Annotated in this window: 16 protein-coding genes; 5 read left to right on the forward strand and 11 right to left on the reverse strand. The window is 54.4% G+C overall.

The features are described 5' to 3' along the window. Positions 1-7: 7 nt before the first annotated feature. The 8 genes from atpI to ravA form a co-directional block, all read right to left on the reverse strand. Positions 8-388, reverse strand: a complete 381-nt coding sequence (atpI, locus tag ACMGGR_RS21300) for a F0F1 ATP synthase subunit I (RefSeq protein ID WP_125289170.1) — start codon at positions 386-388, stop codon at positions 8-10. 839 nt (positions 389-1,227) lie between these two features. Further along, positions 1,228-1,866, reverse strand: a complete 639-nt coding sequence (rsmG, locus tag ACMGGR_RS21305) for a 16S rRNA (guanine(527)-N(7))-methyltransferase RsmG (protein ID WP_246760334.1) — start codon at positions 1,864-1,866, stop codon at positions 1,228-1,230. A 54-nt stretch (positions 1,867-1,920) separates the two neighbouring features. Next, on the reverse strand, positions 1,921-3,810 hold the full coding sequence (gene mnmG, locus ACMGGR_RS21310) for a tRNA uridine-5-carboxymethylaminomethyl(34) synthesis enzyme MnmG (protein ID WP_246760335.1): 1,890 nt from the start codon (positions 3,808-3,810) through the stop codon (positions 1,921-1,923). A gap of 459 nt (positions 3,811-4,269) precedes the next feature. Then, complete coding sequence (mioC, locus tag ACMGGR_RS21315; RefSeq protein WP_246760336.1) at positions 4,270-4,713, reverse strand: FMN-binding protein MioC; 444 nt, start codon at positions 4,711-4,713, stop codon at positions 4,270-4,272. Between the two features lie 327 nt (positions 4,714-5,040). Next, the gene (gene asnC, locus ACMGGR_RS21320; protein WP_246760337.1) at positions 5,041-5,502 is read right to left on the reverse strand and encodes a transcriptional regulator AsnC; all 462 of its coding nucleotides are present in this window, start codon (positions 5,500-5,502) and stop codon (positions 5,041-5,043) included. A 113-nt stretch (positions 5,503-5,615) separates the two neighbouring features. After that, positions 5,616-7,751: a 5-histidylcysteine sulfoxide synthase gene (gene ovoA / locus ACMGGR_RS21325; protein ID WP_414147812.1), complete on the reverse strand. Its 2,136-nt coding sequence runs from the start codon at positions 7,749-7,751 to the stop codon at positions 5,616-5,618. Between the two features lie 80 nt (positions 7,752-7,831). Next, the gene (viaA, locus tag ACMGGR_RS21330; RefSeq protein ID WP_414147813.1) at positions 7,832-9,295 is read right to left on the reverse strand and encodes an ATPase RavA stimulator ViaA; all 1,464 of its coding nucleotides are present in this window, start codon (positions 9,293-9,295) and stop codon (positions 7,832-7,834) included. Continuing rightward, positions 9,292-10,788 carry an ATPase RavA gene (ravA, locus tag ACMGGR_RS21335; RefSeq protein ID WP_246760363.1) on the reverse strand — a complete coding sequence of 499 codons (1,497 nt, stop codon included), beginning with the start codon at positions 10,786-10,788 and terminating at the stop codon, positions 9,292-9,294. Before ravA ends, viaA begins: the two co-directional genes overlap by 4 nt. A 252-nt stretch (positions 10,789-11,040) precedes the next feature. On the opposite strand from ravA, the gene kup reads away from it, so the two are divergent. After that, positions 11,041-12,909 carry a low affinity potassium transporter Kup gene (gene kup, locus ACMGGR_RS21340; protein ID WP_414147814.1) on the forward strand — a complete coding sequence of 623 codons (1,869 nt, stop codon included), beginning with the start codon at positions 11,041-11,043 and terminating at the stop codon, positions 12,907-12,909. Positions 12,910-13,231: 322 nt separating this feature from the next. Continuing rightward, positions 13,232-14,731 (forward strand): UbiD family decarboxylase, encoded by a 1,500-nt coding sequence (locus ACMGGR_RS21345; protein ID WP_414149015.1) that lies wholly within the window; start codon positions 13,232-13,234, stop codon positions 14,729-14,731. Positions 14,732-14,913: 182 nt separating this feature from the next. On the opposite strand, the gene qseC is transcribed toward ACMGGR_RS21345, so the two are convergent. Further along, a complete protein-coding gene (qseC, locus tag ACMGGR_RS21350) occupies positions 14,914-16,260 on the reverse strand; it encodes a quorum sensing histidine kinase QseC (RefSeq protein ID WP_414147815.1) in 1,347 nt (448 codons plus the stop codon). Then, positions 16,260-16,919 (reverse strand): quorum sensing response regulator transcription factor QseB, encoded by a 660-nt coding sequence (qseB, locus tag ACMGGR_RS21355; RefSeq protein WP_414147816.1) that lies wholly within the window; start codon positions 16,917-16,919, stop codon positions 16,260-16,262. Before qseB ends, qseC begins: the two co-directional genes overlap by 1 nt. A 218-nt stretch (positions 16,920-17,137) precedes the next feature. Between qseB and ACMGGR_RS21360 the strand changes: the two genes are divergently transcribed. Then, positions 17,138-17,530, forward strand: coding sequence for a YgiW/YdeI family stress tolerance OB fold protein (locus ACMGGR_RS21360; RefSeq protein ID WP_414147817.1), 393 nt, complete (start codon positions 17,138-17,140; stop codon positions 17,528-17,530). Between the two features lie 79 nt (positions 17,531-17,609). On the opposite strand, the gene ACMGGR_RS21365 is transcribed toward ACMGGR_RS21360, so the two are convergent. Then, on the reverse strand, positions 17,610-18,485 hold the full coding sequence (locus tag ACMGGR_RS21365) for a LysR family transcriptional regulator (protein ID WP_246760345.1): 876 nt from the start codon (positions 18,483-18,485) through the stop codon (positions 17,610-17,612). 105 nt (positions 18,486-18,590) lie between these two features. On the opposite strand from ACMGGR_RS21365, the gene budA reads away from it, so the two are divergent. Both budA and alsS read left to right on the forward strand, forming a co-directional pair. Further along, complete coding sequence (gene budA, locus ACMGGR_RS21370) at positions 18,591-19,373, forward strand: acetolactate decarboxylase (protein ID WP_246760346.1); 783 nt, start codon at positions 18,591-18,593, stop codon at positions 19,371-19,373. A gap of 15 nt (positions 19,374-19,388) precedes the next feature. Further along, positions 19,389-21,068: an acetolactate synthase AlsS gene (gene alsS, locus ACMGGR_RS21375; protein WP_246760347.1), complete on the forward strand. Its 1,680-nt coding sequence runs from the start codon at positions 19,389-19,391 to the stop codon at positions 21,066-21,068. Positions 21,069-21,085 lie beyond the last annotated feature (17 nt).

Here is a 21,085-nt window from a genome sequence, read left to right on the forward strand (position 1 = left end):
ATGCCTCTTACCCTTTGTTGTTAATTACAGCCGGTGCGACGATTTGCACAATCAGCACCGATAACCAGGTCAGTCCGAGCGGCGTAAATGCCGCCCCAAACACCGCCAGCGCCACGACAAGCAGAAGAATGGTTGCCAGAACCTTCAGCACTTCACCCAGAGCAAAGCTCCAGGCCACACGTCCTTTAACCGGGTCTCCTGCCTGATGACGCCAGGCAAAAATCATAAACAATACGTTTGGCAGCCAGGCTGCCAGTCCACCCGCAAGCGCGGACAGGCCCCAGGTCAATTCTTTCAGGGCAAACAGCGCGCCGATTATGACAAAAATCACCAGCTGAAGCAGCAGCACGGTTCGGGCAAATTTTACTCTGTAAAGGGACACTGACATGACGCTGAAACTCTCCTGCCCCGTCGGGGATATGTCGCGTGTCGTATAAAACTGCCTTTGCCACTTTGAGTCAAGCAGCAAAAAACGAGCAAATTATACGGTGCGGGCCTGCGATTTCAATCGATAAGTAGCGAAATGGTGAACAATTATTTAAATTTCTTTCGCGAGGCCTGTTTTTCAAAATTACCAGCGTCGGCGAACAGACCGAAAATCCGGCCAGTTCGCACAAAATATTGCGCACAAAGCGTGCAGGAGATCACAATTCAGTAATATATTCTCCGACCGCTGCCCGGGATAAATCTTAATAATCGGGATGAAATATTATTTAAATCAAAGCGTTGAAGACAAATACTCTATTTTAGAGTCGCTAGCCGTAAATCGGCGGATTAAAACAATTAATTGACATTTGTCTTCGCCAATTATCTGCGGTATCTCGTCAGCGCATTGAAATTAACAGGCAAAAATATTTTGTCATGCGGTTCGGAAAAAGGCGCTTAGCCCGACAGTGAAGTAATATCATTGCTAACACATTGTGAAATTATCGTTAAATGTAACCAGGTATTTCCGATAATTTCAGCCCGTCATTTTAACCTTACTGAAACATTACCGGCCTGAAATTTTTTCTTGCCGTCCGCTCGAAAAGCTAAATTTGCGCCGCGTTTTTTGTTCCTTTACCTTAACGCTGCTTATTATCCCCTGCCCTGCTCACCGCCCTGCCCACGCTTTTGCCATAAACTAAGCCAAATAAAGCACTTACTGTCTATGTGCCTACTCAGCTTTTGCGAGACAATCAAGCTAAAAATGCCGATTTTTAGCTCTATTACTGAAGCAAAAACCGGCTAGTTAGCGACGCCGTCCGGGCTTTTCAGCGGCTTAATTATCACCAGATGACGCTCCCCTTCCAGCTCCGGCACAAAGAGTTTTACGGTTTGCTGAAGCGTAAACCCGTCCGGCAGCGAGGCGATTTCGTCCGTTGGCACCACGCCTTTTAGCGCGTAAAAAAGCCCGTTTTCGGCAGGCAAATGGTGACACCAGCTAAGCATATCGTTTAGCGAGGCGAAGGCGCGGCTAATAACGCCATCGAAAGGCGGCTCGTTATACTCTTCTACCCTGCTCTGTACCGGCTCGATGTTATCAAGCTTCAGTTCATGCTGTACCTGCTTAAGAAAGCGTACGCGCTTGCCCAGGCTGTCCAGCAGCGTGAAATGCGCATCGGGACGTACGATGGCCAGCGGTACGCCAGGCAAGCCTGGACCGGTGCCCACATCAATAAACCGGTTTCCCTGCAGATGCGGCTCAACCACAATGCTGTCCATGATATGGCGTACCAGCATCTGCTGCGGGTCGCGTACCGAGGTCAGGTTATAGGCCTTGTTCCATTTATGCAGCATTTCTACATAGCCGGTCAGCTGCTGTTTTTGTTGATCGGACAGGGAAATATTGGCGGCTTTAAGCAGCGAAGAGAGTTTATTAATCACGATGACATCCGAATACATTATGAAAAGGGGCGAAAACTATCGCCCCGCGTAGCGTCAGGCGCTTTTGCGCAGCAGTCCCTGCTTTTTCAGGTAAATCAGCAAAATAGAGATGGCAGCCGGCGTGATCCCCGAAATACGGGAAGCCTGGCCGATCGATCCGGGTTTGTGGTCGTTCAGCTTGGCGATAGCTTCGTTAGAGAGGCCGCTCACCTGACGGTAATCCAGATCGACCGGCAGCAGCGTATTCTCATTGCGCAGCTGGCGATCGATCTCTTCCTGCTGGCGGGCAATATAGCCTTCGTACTTCACCTGAATTTCAACCTGCTCGGCAGCCTGAGCATCGGCCAGCGCTGGCGCAAAGGTGCTCAGCGTCATCAGCTGCTCATAGGTCATCTCCGGACGACGCAGCAGATCTTCACCGTTGGCTTCCTTGGTCAGCGCAGCGCTCAGCACGCCGTTTACTTCTTCGACGGTTTCTGATTTTGGATGAACCCAGATATCGCGCAGACGCTGGCGTTCCTGCTCAATGCTTTCCAGCTTTTCATTGAAGCGTGCCCAGCGAGCATCATCAACCAGGCCGAGTTCGCGGCCAGCCGCAGTCAGACGCAGATCGGCATTGTCTTCACGCAGCATCAGGCGGTATTCCGCTCTTGAAGTAAACATGCGGTACGGTTCTTTGGTGCCCAGCGTGCAAAGGTCGTCGACCAGTACGCCAAGGTAAGCCTGATCGCGGCGCGGTGCCCAGGTTTCTTTGTCGGCAGAAAGACGTCCGGCGTTCAGACCAGCCAGCAGTCCCTGCGCAGCAGCTTCTTCATAACCGGTGGTGCCGTTAATCTGTCCGGCAAAAAACAGACCTTCGATAAATTTGCTTTCCAGCGTTGGCTTCAGATCGCGTGGATCGAAGAAGTCATACTCAATGGCATAGCCGGGACGCACGATCTTCGCGTTTTCCATGCCCTGCATAGAGCGGACAATCTGCATCTGTACGTCAAACGGCAGGCTGGTTGAAATGCCGTTCGGGTAAATTTCGTTGCTGGTCAGTCCTTCCGGCTCCAGGAAGATCTGGTGTGCGTTACGATCGGCAAAGCGCATGACCTTGTCTTCGATCGATGGGCAGTAGCGTGGTCCAACGCCTTCAATCACGCCTGCATACATCGGGCTGCGGTCCAGGTTATTGCGGATCACGTCATGCGTTTTTTCGTTGGTATAGGTGATATAGCAAGGCACCTGCTGAGGATGCTGTGCAACATTACCCATAAACGAGAAGACCGGCAGCGGCGTATCACCATGCTGGGGAGCCAGCACGCTGAAATCAATCGTTCTGGCATCTATGCGCGGTGGCGTACCTGTTTTCAGGCGGCTAACGCGTAACGGTAACTCACGCAGTCGACGGGCCAGCGGGATCGAAGGCGGATCGCCTGCACGTCCACCGCTGTAGTTGTCGAGGCCGATGTGGATCTTACCGTCCAGGAAAGTGCCTACCGTCAGTACAACCGCTTTGGCGCGGAACTTCAGTCCCATCTGGGTTACTGCACCTACAACGCGATCGTTTTCCACAATCAGATCGTCAACGGCCTGCTGGAAGATCATCAGGTTTGGCTGATTCTCCAGCGCGGTACGAACCGCCTGCCGATAGAGCACGCGATCCGCCTGAGCACGAGTCGCTCGTACCGCCGGGCCTTTGCTTGCGTTTAGTATCCTGAACTGGATACCTGCCTGGTCAATAGCATGCGCCATCAGACCGCCAAGCGCGTCCACTTCTTTAACCAGATGTCCTTTTCCGATGCCACCGATCGCCGGGTTACAGGACATTTGTCCAAGCGTATCAATGTTATGCGTTAAAAGCAGGGTTTGTTGACCCATTCGGGCTGCCGCCATGGCGGCTTCCGTGCCCGCATGACCACCACCGATCACGATGACGTCAAAAGGATCTGGATAAAACATGGTACTGAACCTCGCGGTTGTGCGATTGAATGATTGGGGGATGCCCGGGGCGTGAATTCTACTCAACTTTGCCCGAAGGTGAAAGCGCAGGGCCAGACACGTATTAAAAAGAAGATCTTTTTTATTTAGAGATCTCTTTATTAGATCTTCTATTAGGATCGTCTATCGCTGTGGATAAGCCTTTTTTCTCTACCAGGATCATCGGCTTATTCAGGATCGTTTGCTGTGAAAGATCGGTGATCCTGTCGCGTATAAGCTGGGATCAAAACAGCATGTTATGCACAGGTACCCGCAAGCTGTCAGGTTGTTCTTTGGATAAACACCGGTTATTACCGCTTAATTAGCGTAGTTATCCACAGTTGATCGCTATTTAAATCGCCAGATCCGGGAAAAATTTACAAAACCTGGCCGTTTTTTTATGCGCCGGAAGGTGAAAAGCACGATCCGGACGCACGATCGTTACGCGATCAGCTCTTTCCAGCTCTCAACCCAGATCTCGGCGGGATCTTCCGGAATTTCGTGTTCCATAACGTCAATGTCCAGGCGATCGCCAACGCGTTTTGCGCCTCTTGCCGTTAACAGCTTGTCCATTTTGTCGATAGCCCCGCAAAAAAGATCGTATTCGCGGTTACCAATGCCGACGGCACCATAGCGAAGCTGGCTCAGATCCGGCTGCTTCTCTTCTATTTCGTCAAACAGCGGTTGCAGGTTGTCCGGCAGGTCGCCCGCGCCGTGAGTCGACGTCACCACCAGCCATAATCCGCTTAAAGGAAGCGCTTCCAGTTCCGGCCCGTGCAGCAGCTCGGTAGAAAAGCCCGCTTCTTCCAGTTTTTCAGCCAGATGTTCAGCTACATACTCTGCGCTGCCTAAGGTGCTGCCGCTGATTAAAGTTACGTCCGCCATGTGGGATCCCTGTCGCTAAAGGCGGGTATTGTACGCTGTGATCAGCATGGGATCTACCTGTGCATAAGTAAGGTTATTAATGTTGAGGTGGCTATCTTACTTGCCATTTTCTGCCCGAACAGTGCTTGCCCTCCTCACATACTAAAGTATGCTGCCGGTGCTGCGCGCTGGTCGGCCAAAAACTGGCTGCGACGATGTACGCCACGGGTATCCTGTGGCGACCGGTCTGGCTGTGACGAGCTTGATGTTGGTCGCGGTGATGCGCTTACAGAAGGGATCTTATTTGCCTATCCACAGCAGTGAACTGTGGATAATTTTGTGCACAGATCAGGGCTTGATCGTGCGCATGATCGGGTTTTGCAGGGAAATTAACGTCTCGGTAGACTGGATCTCGTCGATGGTCTGGATCTTGTTGATCAACACCTGCTGTAGCGCATCAATCGAGCGGCACATTACCTTAATAAAGATGCTGTAGTGGCCGGTGGTGTACCAGGCTTCGACAACTTCATCAAGCGCGTCCAGCTTTGCCAGCGCGGCGGGATAGTCTCTGGCGCTTTTTAAAATAATGCCGATAAAGCAGCAGACGTCATAGCCCAGCTGGCGAGGATCGATCTCTACGCGGGTACCTTTAATGATACCGGCCTGCTTCATCTTCTCTACACGAACGTGAATGGTGCCGGGACTGACGTTGAACTGCTTGGCCAGCTCGGCATAGGCGGTACGGGCATTGGCCAGCAGCGCGTTAAGAATGCCGCGATCGAGATCGTCAGGTTGCAGATTATCGGCCATAAAGGCTCCTGGATTGAGGATTATTCAGTAGATATCGGGATAATGTGCAGGAAAGAGAGAAAACAGGCAACAAAGTAAGATAAAAGCGAGCGCGAAGCCGCGCCCGCCAGAGATTAACGTTTACGCCAGACCGTCAGCTGTGCAACGGTATGCTGATATTTACGGGCCGTTTCGCGGATCACGAAAGGCACGTCCTGCGGCGCGGCAATCTCTTCAAAATCCGCTGCCAGCAGGCGTTGTAGAGCCTGATATGTCGTTAACGCTTCGCCGTTTTCACGGATACCGCCCAGCCAGTTCTCTTTTGGCGTGTACTCTTCCAGCCAGGTATAAGGCGAAGAGAGCATCAGTACGCCGCCGGAGTTGATCATTCTGGTGATATCCTGCAAAAAGCGTTTCGGCTGACGCAGCCGGTCAATCAGGTTAGACGCCAGCACCAGATCGTAACCGTGTTTTTGCGGCTTCAGGTTACAGGCATCCCCCTGCATAAACTGAATACGGCTGGCCTGCTGCTGACCCAGACCGAAATCTTTCAGCCTTACCTGTCGGTATTCGACCAGCTCGCCCTCTTCTTGCGTCACGTAGCGGAAATCTTCACCACGGGTCAGCTGTAATGCCACGTCGATAAAGCGTGCGGAATAGTCCATGCCGACCACTTCATCAAAGTGACGGGCCAGTTCAAAGCTGGCGCGGCCCGTCGCACAGCCGATATCCAGCGCGCGCCCGCGCTTATCCGTCATCTGGCAGGCGATATCCACCAGCGCTTTGCCGTAGTTTTCCGTGCCGAAATAGTTGGGGCCATACTGGAAATCCAGATACTGCGACACCATGCTGTCGGTTTCGTAAGGATTCAGCGTCGCTTTTTCCTGATGCGTGGAAACGACATAGCGGAAACCGGCATGCTGGAAAAAGTGGCGGCGAAAAGCATAGCGGGATGACTTAAGCGTCTCGTTGCCGGTAGAAATCCAGCTGCCGCCTTTAATTAAGGTATGCTTACCGTCAAAAGTTGGCGTTGAGAAGTCATCATAAAGCGGATGCACTTTAAACCCTTCCAGGCCGTTAATCGGCGTAGTGGTCCACTGCCAGACATTGCCAACCAGATCGAAAAACTCGCCCTGCGCAAAACGATCCACCGGGCAGGAAGAAGCCCACCAGGCCAGATTGAAATTGCCCGGCGCCTGCTGCCAGCGGTCGCCCGCCAGCTGTTCGCGCAGCAGCAGCCATTCGGCTTCGCTGGGCAGCTGGACAGACTTACCGGTTTCGTCAGCTTTCCAGCGGCAAAAGGCCGCCGCTTCCAGCTGGTTAACTTCCACCGGCCAGTCCCACGGCATAGCGACCTCTTCGGTCATCAAACGTAGCCGCAGATTATCGGCATCGTTCAGCGATCCTGTCCAGAAAGTAGGCATGGTCGCTTGCGTAAAGTTACGCCAGCCCAAACCTTCTTCATCCCACCAGCGGTCGTCCTGATAGCCGCCCGCCGCGACAAATTCAAAAAACTCCGCGTTGCTTGCCAGCATCTGACTGGCTTTAAAGGGTTTAACGTCCGTAGTCAGCGTACCGTATTCGTTATCCCATCCATAGGTATCGTCAGTTTTCCCCTGCGTCACGCGCGCGCCTTCAACGGAGATAAGCTTGTTCTTGGGGACACTCTGGCGATCGCGGCGTGCATCGGGGCAGGCTGGCCAGTGCGGCTGGGGCTTAACCCACTCAAGCGGTAGCTGGCGGATCAGTACGCTGGAGGTTTCCAGATGAATGCGCTCGTGCTCAATACCCATCAGGATCACCCATGCCGGGCTTTCCCAGTCGACAGGCAGCGTCAGCGGCATCGTTTTGATGAAGTCTTCTACCAGCGAGCGCACTTTGCCGCGGTAGTCACGCATTTCAGCCAGCGTAGGCCATGCATAGTGGGTTACATCCAGATCGTCCCAGCTCATTTCATCCACGCCGATAGCCATCATCGCTTCGATACGATCGTCAACGCGCTGCTCAATCAGCCCAGCCGCCATCAGTTTGTTAATATAGAAGGTGGCGGTATGGCCAAAGTAAAAGATCAGCGGATGGCGTAGAGAGATTGCCTTGTTGTAGTAGGCCTGCTCGCTGGCGAGGCAATCGAACAGGCTTTCATAAAGCGTCCAGGTCTGTTGGAAATAGCTGAGCAGTTCCCGGCGTTTTTCTTCTGCGTCGTTGCCGGTTAATAGTACTGTGCGGGTTGGCGCCGGTAGCGCTGCCGCCGTCTGGTGATGTTGTGCCACGTAAAACTCCTGAGGGAACCGTAGAAAACGTTCATATGACTATAGCAGGAGAGTATTGCCGGATAGTGGCACAGGGAAGATTAGCGCTGCCAGCGCCGCAGCAGACGGCTTTTCAGGCCGGTATCAAAGCGCCAGATATGGTCGAAGATACGCATAATGCCGGGTTTTCCATGATCGGACAGCGCAACAGCATGAAAGCGCTGCTGCTGGAGAAACTGATGTTTTTTAATATTTTTTACCAGCTCTTCCGGCAGGCGCTGCGCGATAAAATCGGAAATAATCACCGCGTCGGCATCGTTCCACTGCGGCATCGCCAGCTTAATCAGTACGGCTTGCAGGCAGGCGGCCAGATCGGTGCCGCCGCGAAAGCGCTGGCTTAAAAAACGGACGGCTTGCGCAATACCGTCTTCGGCAGTCAGCTCATAACCTATTACTTCGTGAGCGAATAACATAATGTAGCAGCGGCGATTATCCGCCAGCGCAATTTTCAGCAGCGCCAGGCAAAAGGCTTTGGCGCAGCGTTCGTTAAAACCGCCCATAGAGCCGGACGTATCGACGCAAACCACAAAGGGACCGCGCGGCTGCTCGTCATGGTGCTGGTGGGATACCGGGCGCAGCGAGACCTTGTCATGCCAGGCTTCGCCCTGTAGCCGATAGGTCAGCAACCGCTTCTCCACCAGCCTGCGGTAAAACTCCAGCTCCAGTTCGCTGATGCCCAGCGCGGCCAGTTCTGGCGGCAGCAGGCGCAGGATATCGTCACTCTGATGCAGTCCGCTCACCTCTTCCGGCACGGATTCGGGCTCTCTGACCAGCTGGTGGAAGGTTTCCAGCGGCGCATCCTCGCTCAGCACGGCTTTGGCTTCGCGGCTGCGTCCCAGCTGTTCTGCCAGCTTTTGCAGCATCGGCTGCTGCCCCAGAAAATCGCCGTAGTCAACGAGCAGCTGATAATCGCCGCGCTGGAGCGGACATTTGCTTAAATCCCACAGCCTGCCTGCTGCGGCTTCGCTGTTGTCCGACAAGACGGGGGCCAGCTGGCCGCTCATGGCCAGCCGCTGCTGTAATTCTGCCAGCAGCTTGTCGCGTTCCTCATCGAGCAGCTGGTGGTTTAGCGACAGGGTTTGTAACGTCAGGCTCAGCCGCCAGCGCTGCAGAAAAAGCGTTTGCTGCGGCGCGCTCATACTGTGCCCTTCGCCGATATGGGCTACCAGCTCGCGGGCTTTTTCCAAAAATGGCGACTGGTGATTTGCCAGATAAAGCATGATTTCCGGCAGCTTCTGGCAAAATGCTTTGTTACCGAGCGCCTGGCACTGCCGAAAAAGTTCGAATTCGTCGGCCAGATCGGCGGGAACTTCCGTCTGCTTCAGCTGCGCCAGCATCTCCGTTTTCCAGCGCGGCAGATCGGCCAGCAGCGCTTTTTTCAGGCCGGGAAATTTTTCGAGGAAAACGGCCAGCTGGGGGCTGGCGAGCAGCGCCAGAAACAGTTCTTCGATCAGATCGCCTTCGCTGACCGCCAGAAACGCGCTGAGCGTATCCAGCGAAATCAACGGCGTGCCTGTTTCAGCTGGTCTGCAACCTGTTGCAAACTCTCTTCAATCTTCGCCAGCCAGTCATCGCTGATAAATAAACAGCGGTGATGCTGACTGAACAGCGTGCGCTGCGCGTGAAGCTGCTCTTCTACTTCGTCTAACGCCGTAACAATTTCTTCCGGCAGTCCGCCAGCCTGCTGCACGCCAGGCAGCATCAACCGCGAAGGTTGCAGGCTGACATCACGTAAGGTCAGGCAGTCGTTCCCGTCCACGTGTAAATCCAGCGTCTGGGCAAAACCAATGCCGTTAAGCTTGCCGCGCACATCGCCGCCTTTCAGCAGCCAGTGATGCAGCGGCTCGCGACCAATAACGATATGGTTAACCTGCATATCGTGCAGCATCAGCGGCTTTTGCAGCAGCAGGGTCAGCGTTTCTTCCGCCAGGCTGGACGGCAGTTCGTAATGGGGTTTACGGCTGAACATTCCGCCGTGTTTTTCCAGCTTTATCGCCTGCTCGACGCTTTTTTGCTGCTGCAGGCTGAGGCGGCGTGAAGCGATCTGCTGTAATTTGATCAGCATGGGCTGCTGCTGCCACGCCTGCTGGGTGATCAGATTCTCCAGCTCGCGATCCAGCAGCTTCATTGAGGCAACGTCGTGCCACAGGCAGTCTTTCAGCAATATCAGGTCAACCGGGGCGATAGCTTTGCGGCCGCTGTAAAAGGCGCTGGCCTGCAATAAATGAATCGCTTTTTTCCAGCGCCTGTCGGAAATATAAGGCGCTTCCGGCTGGCTTTCTAACTGCTGGCGCAGCAGGAAAATCAGCTCAAAGACGTCGTCCGGTAGCGCGACCTGGGTAATCCCTTTCTGCCATTCGCTATACTCTTCATCAGTAATACAGAGCGAGGCCGTGACGGGATTGCTGTTTTCATCCTGCTGGTGGGTCAGCATGCTTTTGAAATTCTGTTTTTCGTGCACATTGTCCAGCCACAGGCGGATCAGCATGCGGTCATAGAGCGCTTCCAGCCCGCTGTCGGCTTCAGGCAGTTCGTTTGACGCGGTAACCAGCAGACGCATCGGGATCTGCTCTTCGCAATCGCCGTTGCGAAAGCGGCGCTCGTTAATGGCGGTCAGCAGGGTATTCAGAATGGCCGGGCCGGCTTTCCAGATTTCATCCAGAAACACAATTTCGGCATCGGGCAGATAGCCTTTCGTCAGCCGCTGGTAGCGCCCTTCATCTTTCAGCGCCTGGATAGAGAGCGGACCAAAAACTTCTTCCGGCGTGGAGAAACGGGTCATCAGATATTCGAAAGCGCGGGCGTGCTGAAAAGCAAACTTCAGGCGGCGGGCAATCAGGCTTTTGGCGATGCCCGGTGGTCCAAGCAGAAAAACGCTTTCACCACTCAGCGCCGCCAGCAGGCAAAGGCGGATAGCATGGTGTCTTTCGTAAAGTCCCTTTTCTAAAGCGTTACTAAGGCGTGCAATTCTTTCCGCCAGGAGGTGGGGCTGGGACATCATCAAACATTTATCCTTTTCTACGTTCAGGCCAGGGGAACTGGCGAGCGCAAACACTACTGGCTATGATGCTTGAAAGAGTTGATACGAGTCAGCTTTTTTCTTGTCAAAGGGTGACACAGACCATTGAAGTTGCTTTTCACATTTCAATTAAGGATAGGCATTCATAATGATTCGTGCATACTGTGCGTTTTTTGATGGCTTGATGAGCCTGGCGTCTGTCGATCGTCAGCTCCAACGAAAGATTCTTCTATGAGTTCTGATAAAAAGCAGTCCCTTGGCGCAGTTACCCTGGCGGCAATAGGCGTCGTTTATGGCGATATTGGCACCAGCCCTCTCTATACTTTGAGGGAATGTCTGTCCGGTCCGCTCAGCTTCGGCGTTAAGCATGATGCCGTTTTTGGCTTCCTTTCTCTGATTTTCTGGCTGCTGGTGCTGGTTGTTTCGTTAAAATATATCAGCTACGTGATGCGCGCCGATAACGCAGGAGAAGGCGGCATATTAACGCTGATGTCGCTTGCCGGTCGCAATACGGGGGCCACCGCTACCGCTATTCTGGTGATAATGGGGCTGATCGGCGGCAGCTTTTTCTATGGCGAGGTGGTGATAACGCCCGCCGTTTCGGTTCTATCGGCTATCGAAGGTCTGGAAATTGCGGCGCCAACGCTCGACTCTTACATCGTGCCGCTGGCGATAGCCGTATTGACGCTGCTGTTTGTGATTCAGAAACACGGAACAGGAATTGTTGGCAAACTCTTTGCCCCGGTGATGCTGCTGTGGTTTCTCGTGCTGGCCGTGCTGGGCGTACGCGGGATTATGCTTAATCCGGACGTGCTGCACGCGCTGAATCCTTACTGGGCAATACATTTCTTTGTTGAATACAAAACCCTTTCTTTCTTTGCGTTAGGTTCTGTCGTACTGGCTATTACTGGCGTAGAGGCGCTTTATGCGGATATGGGACACTTTGGTAAGCTGCCTATCCGTCTTGCCTGGTTCCTGGCGGTGCTGCCATCGCTGGTGCTGAACTATTTTGGCCAGGGCGCGCTGATCCTCAAACATCCGGAAACCATCAAGAACCCGTTTTTCCTGCTGGCTCCCGACTGGGCGCTTATCCCGATGCTGATTCTGGCAACGTTTGCCACGGTGATCGCTTCGCAGGCGGTAATTTCCGGTGTCTTCTCGCTGACTCGTCAGGCTGTGCGCCTGGGCTATCTGCCGCCGATGCGCATCGTGCACACCTCGGAGGAAGAGTCCGGGCAAATCTATATTCCGACTATTAACTGGATCCTGTTCTTCTCCGTGGTGATAGTGATTATTGGCTTTAAGCATTCCAGCAACCTGGCGGCCGCCTACGGTATAGCCGTGACCGGGACTATGGTGCTGACGGCGATCCTGTGCAGCACGGTGGCGATAAAAAACTGGCACTGGAATCGTTATATGGTGCTGTTTATCCTGCTGTGTATGCTGTGCATCGACGTGTCGCTGTTCTCGGCCAACCTGGTAAAACTTTTCTCCGGCGGCTGGTTGCCGTTAAGCCTGGCGCTGGTGATGTTTGTCATTATGACTACCTGGAAAAGCGAGCGTTTCCGCCTGCTGCGCCGCATGCACGAGCACGGCAACTCGCTGGAAGCTCTGATCGCTTCTCTGGAGAAATCGCCGCCGGTACGCGTACCGGGCACTGCGGTTTATATGTCGCGCGCGCTTAACGTTATTCCGTTCGCAATGCTGCATAACCTGAAACACAATAAAGTGTTACATGAAAGGGTAGTGTTGCTGACGTTGCGTACGGAAGATGCGCCTTACGTCCATAACGTGCGCCGCGTTTCTATAGAGCAACTCTCGCCAACGTTCTGGCGCGTAGTGGCCAGCTATGGCTGGCGCGAAACGCCAAATATGGAAGAGATTTTCCATCGCTGCGGCCTGGAAGGATTGAGCTGCCGAATGATGGAAACCTCGTTCTTTATGTCGCACGAGTCGCTGATTATTGGCAAACGCCCGTGGTATTTAAGGCTGCGCGGCAAGCTGTTTATGGCGCTCCAGCGCAACGCCCTGCGCGCGCCTGACCAGTTTGAAATCCCGCCAAACCGGGTTATCGAGCTGGGAACCCAGGTCGAAATTTAAAAAGAAAGGCCGCACACCGTGCGGCTTTTTTTACGCCTGCTGCCAAAAATATCAGCTTACATTCTCACCGCTTTTCCCTTGCGTAAGAGACGGCTTCCTGTGCTACAGCTTAAAAGCCATACACATTTTGCAGCCTTTGGCTGCCTGGAACCGGATAAAAGGGAAATGTTATGAGGTTAAAACATGCAAAAGAAGTAAGCGCGCCACGCAAAATGGTTTATCGGGCGTTGACGGATATTCAGCAGGTTGAAAGCAAGGAGGCGGCAAGATGAAAAAAAACCATCCTCACTATAAGGTCATTGAGCCGGGCGAGCCGCACCCGCTGGGCTGGAACGTACCGCCCGTGGACGATTTGCGCTCGGCTATTGAGCTGCTGAAAAAACATCCCGAACACTATCTTGAAACCGATCGCGAAGTGAACCCCATTGCCGAACTGGCTGGCGTTTACCGTTACGTCGGCGCTGGCGGCACGGTAATGAGGCCGACCCGCACTGGCCCGGCCATGATGTTTAACAACATCAAGGGATTTCCTGATTCACGCGTGCTGGTGGGGCTGCTGGCAAGCCGCACTCGCGTTAGCCAGCTGCTGGGTGCCCCTGAACGTGAACTGAGCATGCAGATGGGACAGGCCCGCATGGCCGTCATTCCGCCGGTGGATATTGGCGATAAGCCTGCGCCCTGCCAGGAAGTGGTTTATCGCGCGGAGGATGAAGGCTTCGACTTACGCAAGCTTCTGCCCGCGCCAACCAATACGCCAGAGGATGCCGGTCCTTATTTCTGTATGGGGCTGGCGCTGGGTAGCGATCCGGATGACCGGGAGAACGTAGACGTCACCATTCATCGTTTGTGTGTACAAAGTAAGGATGAGCTGTCTATCTTTTTTGCGCCCGGACGGCATATTGACGCCTTTCGCCGTAAGGCTGAAGAGCGAGGCGAGCCGCTGGCCATCTCCATCAATATGGGGCTGGATCCGGCTATTTACATTGGTGCCGAGTTTGAGGCCCCGACCACGCCCTTCGGTTTTAATGAGCTTTGCGTAGCGGGTGGTTTGCGCAACAAACCGGTAGAGCTGGTAGAGTGTCTGACCGTACCGCAGAAAGCTATCGCCAGAGCCGAAATTGTTATTGAAGGCGTTATCCTGCCAGACGTGCGCGTAGCGGAAGATCAAAACAGCGGCACGGGCAAAGCGATGCCGGAATTTCCTGGCTACACCGGGGAAGCCAATCCTTCTTTACCGGTGATTAAAGTGAAAGCGATTACCACGCGCAAAAATCCCATTCTGCAAACGCTGGTCGGGCCGGGCGAAGAGCACGTTAGCCTGGCGGGCATTCCTACCGAAGCCAGTATTTACAACGCGATGGAAAATGCGCTGCCGGGTTTACTGAAAAACGTTTACGCGCACAGCGCTGGCGGCGGTAAATTTCTGGCGATATTGCAGTTAGCCAAACGCAGCGCCGCCGATGATGGCAATGCCCGGCAGGCCGCGCTGATTGCCCTTGCCGTCTATCGCGAACTCAAGAACGTGATTCTGGTGGACGAAGACGTCGATCTGTTCGACAGCGACGATGTGCTGTGGGCAATGCAGACCCGTTTTCAGGGCGATTTGGACACGCTGTTTGTGCCTGGCGTAACGGGCCACGTGCTGGATCCTTCGCAAACGCCGCAGTACAACCCAAAACTGTCGGCTAAAGGCACAACCTGTAAAACTATTTTCGACTGCACGGTGCCTTATCATTTGAAAGAGCACTTTGTTCGCGCGCAGTTTAAGGAAGTTGACCCCAGCCTGTGGGCACCTTCGCTTTTTCCTCAGGCTGAAAAATAAAATGTCTGCCCGTTTTCCTTTTTAAGCCCGCCGCTGGCTGTCCGGGACATCGGGCGCAATGACTGTTAACAGGAGCAAAGCCTGGCTATCTCCGCCGGGCTTGTTTATCTGCCAGCCTGGTAGCGAGCGATAAAGCTGGCTATTACTGCGTGATGCAGGCTTAGAGCAGCCGTTCGGGCTTATCACCACGTCAGCGTTACCGCAAATCCCCCTTCGCTTCGGTTCGCAAACTTTATCTGTATGCCGTGTAGCCGTGCTATGCGACTGACAATGGAAAGCCCTAGCCCGCTACCCGACATCTGCTGGCCTGGCGGACGATAAAACCGCTGGCCCAGACGCTGTAAATCGTCTTCGTTGACGCCCGGCCCGTTGTCGATGACCGCTATGCTATGCCAGTCGATCTTCAGCCGTATGCCGTTGCCTGGCTGACCGTAGCGAAGCGCGTTCTCCAGCAAATTACGGATCATTAGCGACAGCAGTAATGCGTTTCCCGTGCGGTTAACGGCACTATCTGGCGCTTCCAGCACGATCTCCATGCCCGCTGCCTGCGCCTGATAGTAATGATCCGCGACTGCCTGCTGTACTATCTGGCACAGATCCAGCGATTCGGTCGCCAGATCTTCCGCGCTATCCAGCCTTGAAAGCGTTAGCAATTGATCCACCAGGCGAGATGCGCGATCGATGCCTACGTCCAGGTTTTGTAGCGCGTGATGCCGCAGCTGGCTGTCGTCATGGGCAAGCTGGGCGACTTCGGCCTGCACTTTTAACGCCGCCAGCGGGCTTCTTAGTTCATGGGCGGCATCTGAGGTAAAACGTCGCTCCCGCAGCAGCATTTCGCTGACCCGGAAAAACAGCGCGTTCAGCTCTGCCAGCAGCGGCTTGACCTCCTGCGGCACGTTGTTTTCCACCAGCGGCGTGCCGTCATCGGGCGAACGATAGTGAAGCTGGCGAGTAATTCTTTTTAACGGCGCCAGCTCGCGCGTGACCAGCCACAGCAGCAGTATCAGCATGACCGGCAGGGCAATCAGCCAGGGCAGCAGGTTGGCAGAGACAATATCCTGAGTCATCTCATCGCGGTATTCCCATTCCTGACCCACCACGACCAGGTATTTTTTATCCGGCGTCGGTAGCCAGACCATACGCCACAGATCGTCATCGCCTTTTAGCTTACCGTCGATAAAGCCGTTGCGCTTCCAGGTGAAGATAAAGTCTTTGCCATTGTCGCCATCGTTCATCACCATGCGGCCATCGACGGTGAAAACGGCGAAAGCTAGCGCGTCATCTTCCTGTTCGCCACGGTGGGACTTCAGCACCTTTTTCGTTTGCGGTAGCTTCAGCAGCTGGTGGTTTAGCTGCTCCGGATTCATGACTGCCAGGCGCTTGGCAAACAGCATCTGCTGAGTATCAAAAAGCTTGTTAATGTTGTGGCGTGTTTGCCACCAGGCGCCCACGCTGGCGGCTCCCCAGCAGATCAACGTCAGCAGGATGAAGCCCATCATCAGGCGCAGGCGCAGACTCAGGCGCTGCATCAGCTATCGCCCAGCGTATAACCGACACCGTGGACGGTGCGGATAAACTGGCTACCCAGTTTTTTACGCAAATGATGAATGTGCACTTCTACCGCATTGCTGGATACGTCGTGGTCCCAGCTATAGAGTTTTTCTTCCAGCTGCGCACGGGTCAGAACACGGCCTGCATTCAGTAAAAACAGTTGTAGCAGCGCCAGTTCGCGCGATTTCAACGCCAGCGGCTCGCCATTTAGCGTCGCCGTATGCGAGCCGGGATCCAGGGTTACCGCACCGTGGCTTAAGGTGGATTGAAGCTGGCCGTGACGGCGGCGGATCAGGGCCTGGAGCCTGGCCGCCACTTCACTCAGGGCAAAAGGCTTGCAGAGATAGTCATCAGCGCCCTGCTGAAGGCCAGCAACCCGCTGTTCCAGCGCGTCTCTTGCCGTTAATATCAGGACGGGTTCGTCATGGCCCTGTTGCCGCCAGCCGCGTAAAATATCCAGCCCGTCCATGGCCGGCAGGCTCAGGTCCAGAATAACCGCATCATAGGAAGCCGCCGCCAGGGCAGCCTGGCCCGTTTTGCCGTCGGTAAACCAGTCAATGCTAAAACCCATCTTGCCCAGCCCCGCTTTTATGCCGTCACCAATCAGGCGATCGTCTTCAATGACTAAAATTTTCATGGCAGTGTCCCTCTGTAGTTAATGGCTTTATACGGAAAGTTAGCTGACGTTGTACAGGCAAAAAAGGAAGAACGTCTGCGATTTACGGCAAGTCTCGCAAATCCAGAAACCTGTCTGTTTGTTTTAAGATCCTGTTAAGAATTGTTTGTTTTAATCCATAGCGAACAGCAAAACATGCAGTGAACGCTGCGCAATTCTATGGAATAAAGGTGACTACGATGAAAAAAACGACCGCACTGTTAACCCTCGCCGTTCTGTTTTCCGGTTCCGCCTTCGCTGCCCAGACGGGGGGATTCAGCGATCCGAAAGCGCCAACGATTAGCGCACCTCAAGGCGGCTTTAGCGCGGAAGAAACGGTCGTTAAGGTAAAGCAGGCGCAGGAGATGAAGGATGACTCATGGATAACGCTGCGTGGGAGCATCGACAAGCGTATCAGTGAAGATGACTACATTTTCCGTGATGATACCGGCACAATAAAGGTAGACATTGACCACAAGCGCTGGGAAGGCCAGACCATTACGCCAAAAGATAAGGTCGAGATCCAGGGGGAGCTGGATAAGGATTTCAACTCGGTTGAGCTGGATGTGAAAAAAATCCGCAAGTTGAACTAACCGTAGACGCTGGCTGGCCCGGTATGGCGGGTACAGGGCGCTGCTCGCAACTAACCTGCGGGCATCTGCCCGCCGGTAGCTAGTCCAGCATAGCCGCCAGATGCATCACCGCTGGCGAGCGGTCGAACCGTCGCCACGCCAGCGCGATATCGGTATTGAGCGCCGCATCGTTAACAGGTCGAAAGACCACATCAGGGTGCGTGATACAGCAGAGCGACTCAGGCACAATGGCAAAGCCAAAACCGGCGGCGACCATGCCGATGGAGGATGAAATTTGCGGCGACTGCTGACCGGCGTGTGGTTGAAATCCTGCGCGCAGGCAGGCGCTGAATACCAGCTCATACAGGCTTGGTGCCACTTCCCGTGGGAACATAATTAACGTGTCGTCGGCCAGCTGCGACAGTGAAAGCTGCGGTTGTGCACTCAGCGCGTGGCTGGAAGGCAGCGCCACCAGCATTTTCTCACTGGCGATGACCTTCAGATTAAAAGCCTTGCTGCTTTCACAGGGCAAACGGACGAAAGCCGCGTCCAGTAAACCTTCCTGCAGATCGTTCATCAGCGACGCCATATTTTGTTCCTGCGTCAGCAGCTTCATGGCCGGATAGCGCGCCTGAAACGTTTTCATCAGCGCAAATACCGCAGGATGGAAGGCAACCGAGCTGGCTACGCCCAGCGAGAGCTGGCCGGTCACGCCGCGTGCAATCCCCTTCGCTTTTTCCAGCGCGTGGCCGGTTAGCTCCAGTATCTGGCAGGCATCGTGATAAAAAGCCTCGCCCGCTTCCGTCAGTTCCACACCGCGCGTCAGCCTTTTCAGCAGCGGCGTGCCTATTTCCCGCTCCAGTCGCAGAATTTGCTGACTAAGTGGCGGTTGCGAAATCCCCAGCATTTCTGCAGCGCGCGTAAAGTGATGCGTTTGCGCGACCGCGACAAAATAACGCAGATGGCGGAGTTCCATATCAAATTCGTCTCAAAGTAGTGGGCTTTCTATATTGGAATCAGTTACTGAAACGAGTCAACATTCAGTTAGTAATTCTGAACTGTTTTAGCGGCGAGGTAAGTAATGAAACATTCTGTAACTGATTGTTTGTGTGAGCAACAGTTGGCTTCTACCGTGAGCGCGCTCCGCCAGCATAGACCAGAAAGCGTTATCTATCAGACCTCTCTGATGAGCGCGCTGCTTAGCGGCGTCTACGAGGGTAACGTCACCGTGGCCGACCTGCTGAAGAAAGGAGATTTCGGCCTGGGCACTTTTAATCAGCTGGACGGTGAACTGATTGCCTTCGACAGCGAAGTTTATCAACTGCGTTCAGACGGCAGCGCGCGGGAAGCCCATCCGCAGCAGAAAACACCCTTCGCCGTGATGACTTTTTTCCAGCCGCAGTATCGGCACCGCTTTTCCGCGCCGGCCAGCCGCCAGGCTATCCATGAGCTGATTGACAGCCAGGTCACCTCGGATAACCAGTTTTGCGCACTACGGATCGACGGCCGTTTTTCTGCCGCTTCGACACGTACCGTCCCGTGCCAGCATCGACCTTATCGCTCTATGCCTGAAGTGTTAGGACATCAGCCGACGTTTCACTTCAGCCAGCGCAACGGCGTACTGATTGGTTTCCGTACGCCGCAATATATGCAGGGCATCAACGTGGCGGGCTATCACGAACACTTTATTACGGACGACCGTCAGGGCGGCGGCCATCTGCTGGACTATCAGCTGGAAGAGGGCGAGCTCACCTTCGGCGAAATCAGCAAGCTGGTTATTGACCTGCCTGGCGACAGCGATTTTTTACAGGCCAATCTGAATCCGGAAAACCTGGATTCCGCTATTCGCTCCGTTGAAAGCTAATCCTGAGGAATTAAGATGAAAAATCCAACCGAAACAGCAACCTGGTTACACGGCGCCGATCTGGTTGTCGCACAGCTTGAAGCTCAGGGCGTAAAACAGGTTTTTGGTATTCCCGGCGCAAAAATCGATAAAATGTTCGATTCGCTGGTCGATTCTTCTATCCAGACCATTCCGGTACGGCATGAAGCGAATGCGGCTTTTATGGCCGCCGCCGTAGGTCGTCTGACCGGCAACGCGGGTGTCGCGCTGGTTACTTCCGGACCGGGCTGCTCAAACTTAATCACCGGTATGGCTACCGCCACCAGCGAAGGCGATCCGGTAGTGGCGCTGGGCGGACAGGTGAAGCGCGCGGACAGCGCTAAAAAGGTGCATCAGAGCATGGATACCGTGTCGATGTTCCGTCCGGTCACCAAATATGCCGTTGAAGTCACGGATTCCAACGCGCTGGCAGAGGTCGTTTCCAACGCCTTTCGTCACGCGGAACATGGCCGTGGCGGCGGCGCGTTTGTCAGCCTGCCGCAGGACATAGTCGATCGGCCTGCCAGCGGCCAGATACTGACCAGTAAAGGCCAGGTACTGCTTGGCCCGGCACCGGATGCGGCTATCGCAGCGGTGGCCGCGCAAATCGCTAAGGCCAAAAATCCGGTACTGCTGCTGGGCCTGATGGCCAGCCAGCCGGAAAACAGCGACGCCATCCATCGGCTTCTGGAGCGGAGCCGCATTCCCGTAACCAGCACCTATCAGGCGGCTGGCGCGGTCAGACAGGAACACTTTTCACGTTTTGCTGGCCGTGTCGGGCTGTTTAACAATCAGGCTGGCGACCGCCTCCTGCGCGAAGCGGATTTGATTATCACTATTGGCTACAGCCCGGTGGAGTACGAACCGGCCATGTGGAACAGCGGCGGTGCCACGCTGGTACATATCGACGTGCTGCCTTCCGATGCGGATAACTGCTATCTACCGGATGCGGAGCTGGTGGGCGACATCGCTTCTACCATCGATAAGCTGGCCGCGCGCATTGAATCCCCTTTGCAGCTTAGTACGGAAGCGGCTGCCATCCTGCAGGATCGTCAGCAGCAACGTCAGCTGCTTTCGCTACAGGGTAAAAACCTGAATCAATTTGCGCTGCATCCGCTGCGGATCGTGCGGGCCATGCAGGACATCATCAATAACGACGTCACGCTAACGGTAGATATGGGAAGTTTCCATATCTGGATTGCCCGCTATCTTTATAGTTTCCGCGCTCGTCAGATCATGATTTCCAACGGCCAGCAAACGATGGGCGTAGCGCTGCCCTGGGCTATCGGTGCCTGGCTGGTGGATCCGAGCCGCAAAGTCGTTTCGGTTTCCGGCGACGGCGGCTTTCTGCAGTCCAGTATGGAGCTGGAAACCGCCGTCAGGCTGGGTGCCAATATTCTGCATATCATCTGGGTCGACGAGGCCTACAACATGGTGGCCATGCAGGAAGAGAAAAAATATCAGCGCGTTTCCGGCGTAAAGTTCGGGCCGGTAGATTTTAAAGCCTATGCGCAGTCGTTTGGCGCTGCCGGATTTGCCGTGGAAAGCGCGGCCGAGCTGGAGCCAACGCTGCGTAAAGCGATGGATGTCAACGGTCCTGCGGTGGTTGCCGTGCCGGTCGATTATGCCGACAACCCGATGCTGATGGGCCAGCTGCATCTGAGCCAGATCCTTTAAGACACGTTCATGGAGAT

The organism is Erwinia sp. BNK-24-b, assembly GCF_047456155.1.
Classification (GTDB): Bacteria; Pseudomonadota; Gammaproteobacteria; order Enterobacterales; family Enterobacteriaceae; genus Erwinia; species Erwinia phyllosphaerae.